The organism is Bradyrhizobium sp. SZCCHNR1017, assembly GCF_032381375.1.
GTDB lineage: Bacteria > Pseudomonadota > Alphaproteobacteria > Rhizobiales > Xanthobacteraceae > Bradyrhizobium.
The window spans coordinates 305,155-318,299 of the sequence record NZ_JAUHIR010000004.1; the positions used below are offsets into that span (position 1 = coordinate 305,155).

General features: G+C 63.0%; 14 protein-coding genes. 5 read left to right on the forward strand and 9 right to left on the reverse strand.

Annotated features, from left to right (window positions below; translation table 11 throughout):
• Positions 1 to 54: 54 nt before the first annotated feature.
• From urtE to urtA, 5 genes are all read right to left on the reverse strand, one after another.
• Positions 55 to 750 (reverse strand): urea ABC transporter ATP-binding subunit UrtE, encoded by a 696-nt coding sequence (gene urtE / locus QW863_RS13605; protein WP_315713826.1) that lies wholly within the window; start codon positions 748 to 750, stop codon positions 55 to 57.
• A 3-nt stretch (positions 751 to 753) separates the two neighbouring features.
• The gene (gene urtD / locus QW863_RS13610) at positions 754 to 1,515 is read right to left on the reverse strand and encodes an urea ABC transporter ATP-binding protein UrtD (RefSeq protein ID WP_315713825.1); all 762 of its coding nucleotides are present in this window, start codon (positions 1,513 to 1,515) and stop codon (positions 754 to 756) included.
• A gap of 4 nt (positions 1,516 to 1,519) precedes the next feature.
• Positions 1,520 to 2,683 carry an urea ABC transporter permease subunit UrtC gene (gene urtC, locus QW863_RS13615; RefSeq protein WP_315713824.1) on the reverse strand — a complete coding sequence of 388 codons (1,164 nt, stop codon included), beginning with the start codon at positions 2,681 to 2,683 and terminating at the stop codon, positions 1,520 to 1,522.
• On the reverse strand, positions 2,680 to 4,278 hold the full coding sequence (urtB, locus tag QW863_RS13620; protein WP_409998348.1) for an urea ABC transporter permease subunit UrtB: 1,599 nt from the start codon (positions 4,276 to 4,278) through the stop codon (positions 2,680 to 2,682). The genes urtC and urtB overlap by 4 nt, the downstream gene beginning before the upstream one ends.
• A gap of 103 nt (positions 4,279 to 4,381) precedes the next feature.
• A complete protein-coding gene (gene urtA / locus QW863_RS13625; RefSeq protein ID WP_315713823.1) occupies positions 4,382 to 5,704 on the reverse strand; it encodes an urea ABC transporter substrate-binding protein in 1,323 nt (440 codons plus the stop codon).
• A 509-nt stretch (positions 5,705 to 6,213) separates the two neighbouring features.
• Here urtA and QW863_RS13630 point away from each other — a divergent pair.
• The 3 genes from QW863_RS13630 (at position 6,214) to QW863_RS13640 (ending at position 8,451) form a co-directional block, all read left to right on the forward strand.
• The gene (locus QW863_RS13630) at positions 6,214 to 7,623 is read left to right on the forward strand and encodes a DEAD/DEAH box helicase (RefSeq protein ID WP_315713822.1); all 1,410 of its coding nucleotides are present in this window, start codon (positions 6,214 to 6,216) and stop codon (positions 7,621 to 7,623) included.
• Positions 7,624 to 7,647: 24 nt separating this feature from the next.
• Positions 7,648 to 7,938, forward strand: a complete 291-nt coding sequence (infA, locus tag QW863_RS13635) for a translation initiation factor IF-1 (RefSeq protein WP_315713821.1) — start codon at positions 7,648 to 7,650, stop codon at positions 7,936 to 7,938.
• A 300-nt stretch (positions 7,939 to 8,238) separates the two neighbouring features.
• Positions 8,239 to 8,451, forward strand: coding sequence for a cold-shock protein (locus tag QW863_RS13640; protein ID WP_006612155.1), 213 nt, complete (start codon positions 8,239 to 8,241; stop codon positions 8,449 to 8,451).
• Positions 8,452 to 8,649: 198 nt separating this feature from the next.
• Here the strand turns inward: QW863_RS13640 and QW863_RS13645 are convergent, their stop codons facing one another.
• From QW863_RS13645 to QW863_RS13660, 4 genes are all read right to left on the reverse strand, one after another.
• Complete coding sequence (locus QW863_RS13645; protein WP_315713820.1) at positions 8,650 to 9,210, reverse strand: TadE/TadG family type IV pilus assembly protein; 561 nt, start codon at positions 9,208 to 9,210, stop codon at positions 8,650 to 8,652.
• Between the two features lie 68 nt (positions 9,211 to 9,278).
• The gene (locus tag QW863_RS13650; RefSeq protein ID WP_315713819.1) at positions 9,279 to 9,824 is read right to left on the reverse strand and encodes a TadE/TadG family type IV pilus assembly protein; all 546 of its coding nucleotides are present in this window, start codon (positions 9,822 to 9,824) and stop codon (positions 9,279 to 9,281) included.
• 310 nt (positions 9,825 to 10,134) lie between these two features.
• Positions 10,135 to 10,635, reverse strand: coding sequence for a pilus assembly protein N-terminal domain-containing protein (locus tag QW863_RS13655; RefSeq protein WP_315713818.1), 501 nt, complete (start codon positions 10,633 to 10,635; stop codon positions 10,135 to 10,137).
• 134 nt (positions 10,636 to 10,769) lie between these two features.
• Entirely contained in the window at positions 10,770 to 11,597 is an 828-nt protein-coding gene (locus tag QW863_RS13660) for a sterol desaturase family protein (protein WP_315713817.1), read from the reverse strand.
• A 462-nt stretch (positions 11,598 to 12,059) separates the two neighbouring features.
• Between QW863_RS13660 and QW863_RS13665 the strand changes: the two genes are divergently transcribed.
• Together QW863_RS13665 and QW863_RS13670 are read left to right on the forward strand one after the other, a co-directional pair.
• The gene (locus tag QW863_RS13665; RefSeq protein ID WP_231317342.1) at positions 12,060 to 12,224 is read left to right on the forward strand and encodes a Flp family type IVb pilin; all 165 of its coding nucleotides are present in this window, start codon (positions 12,060 to 12,062) and stop codon (positions 12,222 to 12,224) included.
• A 326-nt stretch (positions 12,225 to 12,550) separates the two neighbouring features.
• Positions 12,551 to 13,075, forward strand: coding sequence for a prepilin peptidase (locus QW863_RS13670; RefSeq protein ID WP_315713816.1), 525 nt, complete (start codon positions 12,551 to 12,553; stop codon positions 13,073 to 13,075).
• Positions 13,076 to 13,145 lie beyond the last annotated feature (70 nt).

Here is a 13,145-nt window from a genome sequence, read left to right on the forward strand (position 1 = left end):
CCCCTCCCCTGGGACCAGACGCGGGCGAGACCGCGTCGAGAAGCTACGTGATGATCACAGCGCCATCTGGCGGCTGATCTCGGCCTGATCGAGATTGGCGCGGGTGCAGGTGAACTTCACCGCGCCGCGATCCATAACGGCGAAGTTGTCGCCGAGTTCGCAGGCAAAGTCGAGATACTGCTCGACCAGGACGATCGCGATGTTGCCAAGATTGCGCAGATACGAGATCGCCCGGCCGATGTCCTTGATGATCGAGGGCTGGATGCCCTCGGTCGGCTCGTCGAGAAGCAGGAGCTTTGGCCGCATCACCATGGCACGGCCGATCGCAAGCTGCTGCTGCTGGCCGCCGGAAAGATCGCCGCCGCGGCGGCCGAGCATCGATTCCAGCACCGGAAACAGCGAGAACACGTCGTCCGGGATGCTGCGATCGCTGCGCTTCAGCGGTCCGAAGCCGGTCTTGAGGTTCTCCTCCACCGTGAGCAGCGGGAAGATCTCGCGACCCTGCGGCACGAAGCCGATGCCCTTGCGCGCCCGTTCATAGGGCTTGAGATGGGTGATGTCGGCGCCATCGAAGGTGATGCTGCCGGAGGCCAGCGGATATTGTCCGACCAGCGCCCGCAGCAGCGAGGTCTTGCCGACGCCGTTGCGGCCGAGCACGCAGGTGACCTTGCCGGGCTCCGCCGCGATCGAGACGCCGCGCAGCGCCTGGGCGGCGCCGTAATAGAGGTTGATGTCCTTGACGTCCAACATCGCCTAGCGCCCCAGATACACTTCGATTACCCGATCGTTCGACGACACCTGATCGATGGTACCTTCGGCCAGCACCGTGCCTTCGTGGAGGCAGGTGACCTTGACGCCGAGCTCGCGCACGAAGGTCATGTCGTGCTCGACGACCATGACGGTATGATCCTTGTTGATTTCCTTGAGCAGCTCAGCCGTCTGATGCGTCTCGACGTCGGTCATGCCGGCGACCGGTTCGTCGACCAGCAGCAGCTTCGGGTCCTGTGCCAGGAGCATGCCGATCTCCAGCCACTGCTTCTGGCCGTGCGACAGGCTGCCGGCGAGCTTGCGTCTGGCATCCTTGAGCCGCACGGTCTCGAGCACCCGGTCGATCTGCTCGGACTCGCTCCTCGAGCCGCGCCAGAACAGCGTGCCCTTGACGCTGTGATCGACATTGAGCGCGAGCAGCAGGTTGTCCTCGACCGACTGGCTCTCGAACACCGTCGGCTTCTGAAACTTGCGGCCGATCCCGAGCTCGGCGATGCGGGTCTCGTCGAGGCGGGTGAGATCCGTCTTGCCGTCGAACAGCACCGTGCCCTCGTCGGGCTTGGTCTTGCCGGTGATGATGTCCATCATCGTGGTCTTGCCGGCCCCGTTCGGGCCGATGATGGCGCGCATCTCGCCGGACTCGAGCGTCAGCGAGAGATTGTTGATGGCGTGGAAGCCGTCGAACGAGACGTGCACGCCGTCGAGATAGAGCAGCGACGACGTCGCGCGGGTGTCCATCACGTTCATGCGCTCACTCCGCCATCTTGGGTTCGGTGACGCCGTCCTCGCGGGCGGCGCTCTCGGCGTTCAGCCTCCTGCTGCCGAGCTGATCCCACCAGGAATTGAAGGTGCCTATGATGCCTTTTGGCAGCAGCAGAGTGACGAGCACGAACAATGCGCCGAGCATGAACAGCCAGTACGGCGCCAGCACGCCCGAGGTGAAGAACGTCTTCGCGTAGTTCACGACGACGGCGCCGAGCGCAGCACCTACCAGCGTGCCTCGGCCGCCGACCGCGACCCAGATCACGGCCTCGATCGAATTGCCGGGCGCGAACTCGGATGGATTGATGATGCCGACCTGAGGAACGTAGAGCGCGCCTGCGACGCCGGCCATGCACGCCGACAGCGTGAACACGAACAGCTTGTAGGACTCGACACGATAACCGAGGAAACGCGTCCGCGACTCGGCATCGCGGATCGCGATCAGCACCTTGCCGAGCTTCGACGACACGACGGCCCGGCAGATCAGGAACGCCAGAATGAGCGCGAGACAGCTCAGCGCGAACAGCGCGGCGCGGGTGCCTTCCGCCTGGACGTTGAAGCCGAGGATGTCCTTGAAGTCGGTCAGGCCGTTGTTGCCGCCGAAGCCGAAATCATTGCGGAAGAAGGCGAGCAGCAGCGCGTAGGTCATCGCCTGGGTGATGATCGACAGATACACGCCGGTGACGCGCGAGCGGAAGGCGAGCCAGCCGAAGCAGAAGGCGAGCAGGCCGGGCACCACGAGCACCATCAAAGCCGCGAACCAGAACATGTCGAAGCCGTGCCAGTACCAGGGCAGCTTGGAATAATTCAGGAACACCATGAAGTCCGGCAGGATCGGATTGCCATAGACGCCCCGGGTGCCGATCTGGCGCATCAGATACATGCCCATCGCATAGCCGCCGAGCGCGAAGAACGCGCCGTGACCGAGCGAGAGGATGCCGCAATAGCCCCAGATCAGGTCGATCGAGAGCGCCAGGATCGCGTAGCAGACATATTTGCCCCACAGCGCGACCAGATAGGTCGGCACCTGCAGCGCCGAACCGGCCGGCAGCAGCAGGTTGGACAGCGGGATCAGCACGCCGCAGGCGGCGACGACGAGCACGAAGACGGTCGCAGCGCGGTCCAGCGACCGGGTGAGGACGTGCGGCATCATGCTTCCACCGCCCGGCCCTTGAGCGCGAACAGCCCGCGCGGGCGCTTTTGAATGAACAGGATGATCAGCACCAGAATCGCGATCTTGCCGAGCACGGCGCCGGCGACCGGCTCCAGGAACTTGTTGGCAATGCCGAGCGTGAAGGCGCCGACCAAGGTGCCCCAGAGATTGCCGACGCCGCCGAACACCACGACCATGAAGGAGTCGATGATGTAGCTCTGGCCGAGATTCGGGCTGACATTGTCGATCTGCGACAGCGCCACCCCGGCGATGCCGGCGATGCCGGAGCCGAGCCCGAAGGTGAGCGCATCGACCCGCGAGGTCGCGATGCCCATCGACGCCGCCATGCGCCGGTTCTGCGTCACTGCACGCATCTCCAGGCCGAGCGCGGTGTAGCGCAACATCGCCAGCAGGATGGCGAACACCGCCATGGTGAAGCAGAGGATCCAGAGCCTGTTATAGGTGATGGTGATCTGTCCGAGTTCGAACGCACCGCTCATCCAGGAGGGATTGCCGACCTCGCGGTTGGTCGGACCGAATGCCGTGCGCACCGCCTGCTGCAGGATCAGCGACAGGCCCCAGGTCGCCAGCAGGGTTTCGAGCGGGCGGCCGTAGAGGAAGCGGATGATGGTGCGCTCGATCAGCACGCCGATCGCGCCGGCCACCAGGAAGGCGAGCGGGACGGCAATCAGCAGCGAATAGTCGAACAGCGCCGGGTAGCGCGTGCGGATGACCTCCTGGACGACGAAGGTGGTGTAGGCGCCGAGCATCACCATCTCGCCATGGGCCATGTTGATGACACCCATGACGCCGAAGGTGATGGCAAGGCCGATGGCGGCCAGCAGCAGCACCGAGCCGAGCGACAGGCCGTACCAGGCGTTCTGCACGCCGGACCAGATTGCGAGCGAGCTCTGGATCGACGAGATGGCGCTCGCCGCAGCCTTGGCGACGGTTGCCGGCTGGTCCGCGCCGCCGATCTCCGTCAGCAGCGCCAGAGCTTCCTGGTCGCCGCGCGCCCTCACGGTGGCGACGGCTTCGAGCTTGTCGACCTCGCTGGCGTCAGACTTGAACAGGAGGATGGCGGCACGCGCCTCGGTCAGCGCCTGCTTCACGGCGCGATTGGTTTCCTTGGCGAGCGCCGACTCCACCGTCGGCAACGTCGCCTCGTCATGCGACTTGAACACCGATCTTGCGGCGGTCAGGCGCGTGTTGGTATCCGGCGACAGCAGCGTCAAACCGCCGAGCGCGGCATCGACGCTGCGGCGCAGCCGGTTGTTGAGGCTGACGGCGGCGGCATTGTCGGGCAGTTTGTCGACGGCGGCGCCGGTGGCAGCATCGATGATCCTGCCGTCGGCCTGCTTGATGAAGACCTTCTTGGTGTCGGCATCGAACATCAGCCGTTCGTCCTGGAGCGCGCTGATGATCGGGAAAGCCAGCGGGTTGCCCGACACGGCGATCTCGCCGACGGCCTCGTCCGTGTCCGAGAAATCATCGTTCGCGAACTTCGCGACGGACTCTTCGAAACTGGCTGCGAAGGCGGGAACGGAAACGGCGATCAGGGCGAGCAAAACAAGCAGACGGCGAATGATCGCCAAAAAAGGAGCAGGCACTGGACAACCCCGGCAGGAGTTCAGGAGGTCGGGAGAAGGCGGCAACATCGCCGCCTTCTCCTGTCGTCATGGTCGCGTCAGGTCGAGATCAGGAGCCCGAGCCCAGGCACTTGTTGGTCTTGACGTTGAAATTGCCGCACTTCTTGCCGACCCAGTCGCCGATCAGGTCCTTCGAGCCCTCGAGCTCCTTCGACCAGGCGTCGCCGGGGACGAGGTCCTTGGTCTTGTAGACGACACTGAACTGGCCATCGCCCTTGATCTCGCCGATGAACACCGGCTTGGTGATGTGGTGGTTCGGCAGCATCTTCGACACGCCGCCGGTCAGATTCGGCGCCTCGGTGCCCGGGAGAGCGTCGATGACCTTGTCCGGATCGGTCGACTTCACCTTCTCCACCGCCTTCACCCACATGTTGAAGCCGATCACATGCGCTTCCATCGGGTCGTTGGTCACGCGCTTCGGGTTCTTGGTGTAGGCCTGCCAGTCCTTGATGAACTTCTCGTTCGCCGGGGTCTTGATCGACTCGAAGTAGTTCCAGGCGGCGAGATGGCCGACCAGCGGCTTGGTGTCGATGCCGGCGAGCTCTTCCTCACCCACCGAGAATGCGACGACCGGAATGTCCTTGGCCTTGATGCCCTGGTTGCCGAGCTCCTTGTAGAACGGAACGTTGGCGTCGCCGTTGATGGTCGAGACCACGGCGGTCTTCTTGCCGGCCGAGCCGAACTTCTTGATGTCGGCGACGATGGTCTGCCAGTCGGAATGACCGAACGGCGTGTAGTTGATCATGATGTCGTCCTGAGCCACGCCCTTGGACTTCAGGTAGGCTTCGAGGATCTTGTTGGTGGTGCGCGGATAGACGTAGTCGGTGCCGGCCAGCACCCAGCGCTTCACCTTCTCTTCCTTCATCAGGTAGTCGACCGCCGGGATCGCCTGCTGGTTCGGCGCCGCACCGGTGTAGAACACGTTGCGCTCGCTCTCCTCGCCTTCGTACTGGACCGGGTAGAACAGGATGCTGTTCAGCTCCTTGAACACTGGCAGCACCGACTTGCGCGACACCGAGGTCCAGCAGCCGAACACGACCGCGACCTTGTCCTTGGTGATCAGCTCACGCGCCTTCTCGGCGAACAGCGGCCAGTTCGAAGCGGGGTCGACCACGACGGCCTCGAGCTTCTTGCCGAGCACGCCGCCCTTCTTGTTCTGTTCGTCGATCAAGAACAGGATCGTGTCCTTCAGCGTGGTCTCGCTGATGGCCATGGTGCCGGACAGAGAATGCAGAACGCCAATCTTGATGGTGTCGTCAGCGGCCTTGGCCGGGCCAAAGCCGGCTGCGCCGAGCGCCAGGCCGGCAGCAGCAGCCAGCCAGCGACGGCGGCTGAACGGCGCCGTTAATTCCCGAGTGAGTCGAGTAAGCATGAGGTAATATCTCCCTGACGCAGACCTGCTTCGCAGCCAAGGCGGCCGGCGGTCTGCGCAGGCAGGAATCGCAAGAAGTGTGCCATGCCGTGCACATCTGGTAAGGCATTGACATAAAAGTGGAACTAGGCGTTCTCGCAGAGAGGTACCGCGACCTTCTGCTGCCGGATTGAGCAAGCCCGATGATTAATCAGATGGCATACAGCGCAGGATTTGTGCACTTTGTTTTGAATGGCTAAATTTAAAGCAGCCGAGTACCACCCGGAAAGCCAATCCGTTGCGCACCGGCCTTGAAAGTGCCGTCCATCTGTTCCATATAGCTGGTAGATCAGGGCGAATCGGCCGGATCTTTGCAAGCCGCGTGTTCTTTAGCTCGACCAGAGCTTCTGGCTTCGCATTCTCACCCATCCAATCTAGGCGCTCCAAACACGCGGGTGTCTCTCAACCACCCACCCGCGTCCGGCTGCCTGCCGACACGGGCCTTATCCTCTTATGGAAAGCCCCATCTTTTGACATCCTTCCAGGATTTTAACCTCGCCGACGCGCTGACGCGCGCGCTGAAGGAAGAGAACTACACCACCCCTACCCCGATCCAGGCCCAGACCATCCCGCTCGCGCTCGAAGGCCGCGACGTGATCGGCATCGCCCAGACGGGAACCGGCAAAACGGCCTCGTTTGCGCTGCCGATCCTGCACCGCTTGCTGCAGAACCGGATCAAGCCGCAGCCGAAGACGGCACGCGTGCTGGTGCTGAGCCCGACCCGCGAATTGTCGGGTCAGATCCTCGACAGCTTCAACACCTATGGCCGGCACATCCGGCTGAGCTCGGCGCTCGCGATCGGCGGCGTGCCGATGGGGCGCCAGGTCCGCGCTATCATGCCCGGCCTCGAAGTGCTGGTTGCCACCCCTGGCCGGTTGCTCGATCTGGTTCAGAGCAACGCTTTGAAGCTGACCCATGTCGAGTTCCTGGTGCTCGACGAAGCCGACCGCATGCTCGACATGGGCTTCATCAACGACATCCGGAAGATCGTGGCCAAGCTGCCGATCAAGCGGCAGACGCTGTTCTTCTCGGCCACCATGCCTAAGGACATCGCCGAGCTCGCGGACGCCATGCTGCGCGACCCCGCGCGGGTCGCGGTGACCCCCGTCTCCTCGACGGTCGAGCGCATTGCCCAGCGCGTCATCCACGTTGACCACTCGGCCAAGCCGAACCTTCTGGCTCAGTTGCTCAAGCAGGAGCCGGTCAACCGCGCGCTGGTGTTCACCCGCACCAAGCACGGCGCCGACAAGGTCGTGAAGAGCCTCGAAAGAGCCGGCATCCCCGCCCAGGCGATTCACGGCAACAAGTCGCAGAACCATCGCGAGCGCACCCTGGCGGCGTTCCGCACCGGCGAGATCCGAACCCTCGTCGCAACCGACATCGCGGCCCGCGGCATCGACGTCGACGGCGTCAGCCATGTCGTCAATTTCGACCTGCCGAACGTGCCCGAGACCTACGTCCACCGGATCGGCCGCACGGCGCGCGCCGGCGCCGAGGGCGTTGCGATTTCGCTCGTGGCCGGATCGGACGAGCTGTCCTACCTTCGCGACATCGAACGGCTGATCAAGATCTCGCTGCCGCGCGACGATCGCCGCACGCCCGGCCTCCGCGAGGCCGCTGCACCGGCCAAGCCGCCTCAGCGCGGTGGCCGTCCTGGCATGCAGAATGCGCGGACCAACGAGGGTGGCACCGCCGCAAAAGGCCCTCGCCGTCACCGTCGTTCCAATGCTAAGATGGCGTCTCTGCCAGGCAATCGTCAGGAGCCCCAGCGGCCGTCGCAAGGCGGCGGTAAGGCCGGGTCGATTCAAGGCGTTGCTTTCCTGCATCGCGAGGGCAGACCCAAAAACCACGCTCAAAACCGCAACCAACGGCCAAACTAGACGTCTATCGATCTGGAGAAAGACATGGCTAAGGAAGAGCTGATCCAGTTCGAAGGGCTGGTCACCGAAATCCTTCCCGACGCACGCTATCGGGTACAACTCGACGCGGGGCACGAGATCGTCGCCTACACCGCGGGCAAGATGAAAAAGAATCGCATCAAGACGCTCGCGGGAGACCGCGTGACGGTCGAGATGTCGCCCTACGACCTCGAAAAGGGCCGGCTGATCTTCCGCCACAAGGACGAGCGTGCCAGCTCGCCCGGCGGTCCTCCGCGTGGCGCAGCGCAGCGCGGCGGCCAGTTCCGTCGGCGCTAGGGGCATTGGGCGGAGCAATGTTCCGCCCGGCCCGGCGGATTGATCAAGCCTTGCGCAATCAGCGACAATTCAGCGCGTCGGCGTCGAGCCGGCGCGTCAAAAAATCATGCACTCTCGCGCAGCTCAGGATTGTTTTGCGCGGGCATTTCCAATAATATATCCCGCAATCGATTTTCGGCCGGACGAGATTAGCTATTACCGGTACAGCCGGTTCAGACGCTGACGACCCTTCCAAAAATTCGATCTAACCAGCCCAGGAGACTGGGCTACGCATTTGGTATCTGAGAAGGGAACTACCCCGTGAGCATGGGAACCGTGAAGTGGTTTAACGCAACCAAGGGCTATGGCTTCATTCAGCCGGACGACGGCGGCAACGACGTGTTCGTGCACATCAGCGCCGTCGAGCGCGCTGGTCTCGGCACGCTGCGGGAAGGCCAGAAGATCTCCTACGAGATCGTGGCGGACCGCCGTTCGGGCAAGTCGTCGGCCGACAATCTCCGCGCCGCCAATTGAGCGACGCCGGGCGATCGCGCATGCGATTGCCCATCTGGACAACGAAAGGCCGCCTTGCGCGGCCTTTTTTATTGCCTTGATTGTTTGCCGCCGAGTTCTGCTCGTCCAAATGACCGTAGTGTCGGTCGCTCCGGTTCGCAGGCGCGTATGCGACTGCGGCCCCGGGGCCGGGCGGGCTCCGTTGCGGCAGCCCTCACCTCAGCAGGAAGTCGCCGGGCTATACATCACACAGGTCGACTGCCGCGGGCGGGTATAGGCGACGTCGCTGAGATTGACGCCCGTCTTGCCCATGACGTAGCCGATCGTCGGAACGTACTGGTAGTTCACCTCGCTGAAGATCAGATAGGTGCCGGACACCAGCAATTCAGCCGGCACGCCGACCGTCATGCCGACGGTTCGCGGCGTCGATCCCTTGCTCCACTTCACCGTCGCCTGCTTGGTGGTGGGATCGACATAGAGCTCGGTGATCGTCGCATTCACCGGCGTCGTGGAATACGGGTACATGATGCCGGTCGAGGCGGCGAAGAAGTTCGACATGTCGCTGTCGCCAACCGAGGTCGATTGCGAGGTCAGATCCGACAGGGTGCGCGCCATCAGGGTGACCTTGCGGTCGACGGCGATGGCCGAGCAGAATTCGACCGTGCCGAAGAACATCACCAGCATCAGCGGCACGATGAATGCGAACTCGGTGGCCGCGACACCGCGACAATCGGCAGCGAAGGCGTCGATGCGACGCCACAGGCGCAGGCTCGAAGACATACCCGGCATTCTTCCCAACGGCATGATGAATTCCTGGTGTCCCTCAGAAGAAGCTCGCGAGGTCAGCGTTATGAATACGGCTCGTTCTTGAATGCGGCCGTACCCACCAGCAGGCGCTTACTGCCGCTCAGATTGGCGATGTTGTAGCCGAGCCCCGTCACGAAGATCGGCCATTGATAGAACAGCCTGACGACGACGATGTCTCCGGCCGCGCCCGGGCTGTAGGTCATGTTGTTGACGAAGTTGCCGCTGTTGTCGATCTGGTTGCTGATGGAGACGCTCCCGAACGAGGAGTAGCTCTTCACGTCGATATAGATCTTGTTGCAGTCGAACAGCGCGGGAACCTGGGTGCAGACGTAACTCGCGAACTGCGACTGCGTATAGGCGCCCTGTTGCGCCTGTCCGGTCAGGATCATGCGCGCCGAGTCCTGCGTGATCGTCTCGAGCACCTGGCCGGCAAAGAACATCAGCGCCGTTTCGATGATCGCGAACAGCAGCGCAAAGAAGACCGGCGCGACCAGCGCGAATTCGAGCGCGGCCGATGCCCGCCGGTTACGCCGGAAGCGGCGCAACAGCCGGCGCATCGAAGCGGTCAAGGAGACGGGGGCTTGCATGGGGTCATCCGGACTGGAAGGCATCAACCTGGGTGAAACGAATAGCGGAAACTCCTTGGGAAAGAGTTTCCTACAATACGGACAGTATGGCCCGCCGCATCAACGTCCCGCTAACCATGCTTGGGGGTTCGCTCGCAGCCAGCCCTTCGAGGCAGCGCGCCACCTGCCCGACCCGATCATCGAAACCAAACGAATCGGGCGATCCAGCCGCAGCACCGGCGGCAAGGCTCACCGCATCGTCGGTGCGGAGGCGCGTGGAGATCCGGTCAGGCGCTGCCATCGACCCGGCCAAGCATGGCCAGGCCAGCGCTCAGTTGGTCTTCGAGGCCGCTGCCGCGTTGCCGCTCGCCGTGCTGGACATCGTTCCAGCCTGGTCGAGCACCGATTTGAAGTAGTTGTCGCCGTCGCCCAAGGTCACCCGGCGCTGGCAGATCGGCATGCAGCTATAGGTCTCACGATCGACGCCCCGATACACCGTCACGAGCTGGTCGGTGGGTCCGGCGACCTGGATCTGGCGATCGATCAGCACCTGTCCGCCGCGATCCATCGCAATGAAGTTGGTGGCACCGTAGCTCTTGCCGGTGACGACGATGATGCCGCCGCTCTGCAAGGTCACATCGGCGATCATCGGATTGCCGACGACGAGCGTCGCGACCCGGTCGGGCAACTTGACCAGCTTGGCCTGGTCGACATTCACGGCGATGGCGGGATCAGGCTCCGCCGAGACGGCAGCCGGCCACAGCAGCACCGCGGCGACGGCCGCCCGCAATGCGAAGGAAACACTAGGACGACACGACACAAAGAACGACATACTCAACCCCGGGACATTGACGAGCCGTCTCAAGCGATACGCAGCGGTGACGGCGCCCGACGCGGCAAATCTGCGCTCAATTGGTGAATGATCTGCAAACGTCGCGACGAAGCCTCGGGCGGTTGCAGAACACGTCATCTTCGGAACGGAAAGGCGAGCTGACCGCCGAACTCACCGGGCATCGTCGCCTCGTCCTTGCCGTAGGCCATGGGCAACTGCCCCTCCGGCATCCGAAACGTGCCGAACAGGATGTCCCAGATCGGGAACGTGCCGGCGAAATTGGTGTTGCCGCCCTGCTCCATCGACGTGTGGTGCCAGCGATGGAAGACGGGTGTGGCGAGGACATATTTCAGCGGGCCCAGCGTCCAGTTGAGATTGGCGTGGACGAAGGCCGAATGGAACGTCGTGAACGGTCCGACCCAGATCATGACGTTGGGCGAGATGCCGGCCATCAAGAGGATGACGTCGACCGCGATCGTGCCGAGGATCAGGTTGATCGGATGGAAGCGGGCCGCCGAAATCCACTCGAGATCCTCCGACGAATGGTGAACCGCGTGGTATTTCCAGAACTCGCCGCCATGGAACAGACGATGCGTCCAGTACAGCATGAAGTCGGAGAGCACGAGGAAGAGCCCCCCCTGCAGCCATTCGGGAAGCTGCGCCAGCGGGCCGTGCCCGTTTTCATAGAAGGCGATCAACTCGTCGGCGTCGCGGATCTTGAAGACAACGCTGGCGCCGAGCACGAGAAAGCCGATGCGGAGCACCCGCGCGAACACCGGCACGAAGAACCAGTAGACCACGTCGGTGACGAGCTCGCGCTTCTGCCACCACGGCTTGCCGGGATTGCAGGCCCAGAAGTGACTGAGCACCGAGAACACCACTGCCAGCATCAAGGTGATCGGCAACACCTTCTCGATGGTCTGGCCGAGCATCAGCGCGACTTCCCATGGCAGACCGGACATCACATTCCTCATCTCATGAACTGTTCCGAGGGGTACTCCCAGGCGCTTAAGGAGCCGTGAACCTGCGCGCCCGCAGAACCGCTCTGCCGATCGGCCCAGCGCGATCGACATCGAGCCACATGCTCCACCAGCCAGGTCGACACGGCCCCATGCATATCGTGTGGATAGTGTGGAATGCGGAGCAGGCCTGGCGATGGATGGGGCCGGGCATGACGGCCAAAACCCTGCGCTCGTCTTTTCAGCGAGACCGACTGCGGCGTGGCCATGCGTTATTTCGAATGGTCGTGCTGCACTTCATCCAATGTTTACTCTGCACAATAACAGCCATTTGTCGCCGTGTTTCGGCGACCGAATTAACTACGCCGAAATTCCTGCCCCCTACGGTGGCCGCATGGTCACGGTGCTGAGAACGCCGCAACGACCAGAGTTTGTTCGACCAGCCACGTGTACATGGAGTTACCTATGAAGAATCTTCTTGCTCGCTTCGTGAAGGATGAATCCGGCGCGACCGCGATCGAATACGGTCTGATCGCCGCCGGCATCTCGCTCGCGATCATTGCCGCGGTGAACGGTCTCGGCTCCAGCCTGAGCTCCAAGTTCGGCGCGATCAACACCTCGCTGAAGTAAGCGGTCGTCACGGCCGAGCAAAAAAGGCCCCGGACATCCGGGGCCTTTATCATTTCCACATTCAGCTTCGCGGCGTTCAGTGATGCGTAACCACGTTTTGTCCGCAGCCGCGTCCCGGCCTCCGTCCAGCGGGGCCGACGTCGCCTTGCGTTGGATCTGCGGCGGCCTCGGCCTGTCCATCCTCGCTCTGGCGGCCCGCATCGTCAGCGTCTGGTGAGAATGACAACCAGCCAGCCATTCCGGCTGTTTCCCGATCGTTTATTTCTTGCAGCTAGGCTCTGGCGCAGCGGCGCACCCATGCCCCGCGTCGATGCCATTGAGAGCCCATGACCCTCGATCTCGCGCGCCTTCTGCTGTTTCCGGCCCTGATGGCCTTTGCCGCGGCGAGCGACCTGTTCACGATGACCATTTCGAACCGGGTCTCCCTGGCGCTCGTCGCCGGCTTCCTGGTTCTGGCGCCGCTGAGCGGGATGAGCATGGCTGACATGCTGATGCATCTGGGCGCGGGCGCGACCCTGCTGGTGATTGCTTTCAGCTGCTTTGCATTCGGCTGGATCGGCGGCGGTGACGCCAAGGTCGCATCCGCCGCCGCCCTGTGGTTCGGCTTCGCCCACCTGATGAACTACCTGTTGTACGCCTCGATCTTCGGCGGCGTGCTCACCCTCGCCCTCATGCAGTTCCGGCAATGGCCGTTGCCCTACATGCTGGCGGGGCAACCCTGGCTTGCACGCCTGCACGCCAAGGAGAGCGGCGTGCCCTATGGCATCGCGCTCGCCCTGGGCGCTCTGATGGTCTATCCGGAGACCGATTGGGTGAAGGCGATCGACGCCGCGCGCCTTGCATTGCTCTGAACACACCGTGTCAACGCGGTGTTAAGGCGATTTAGATACGCCTCATTAACCATGCTTTGACGAATAACTG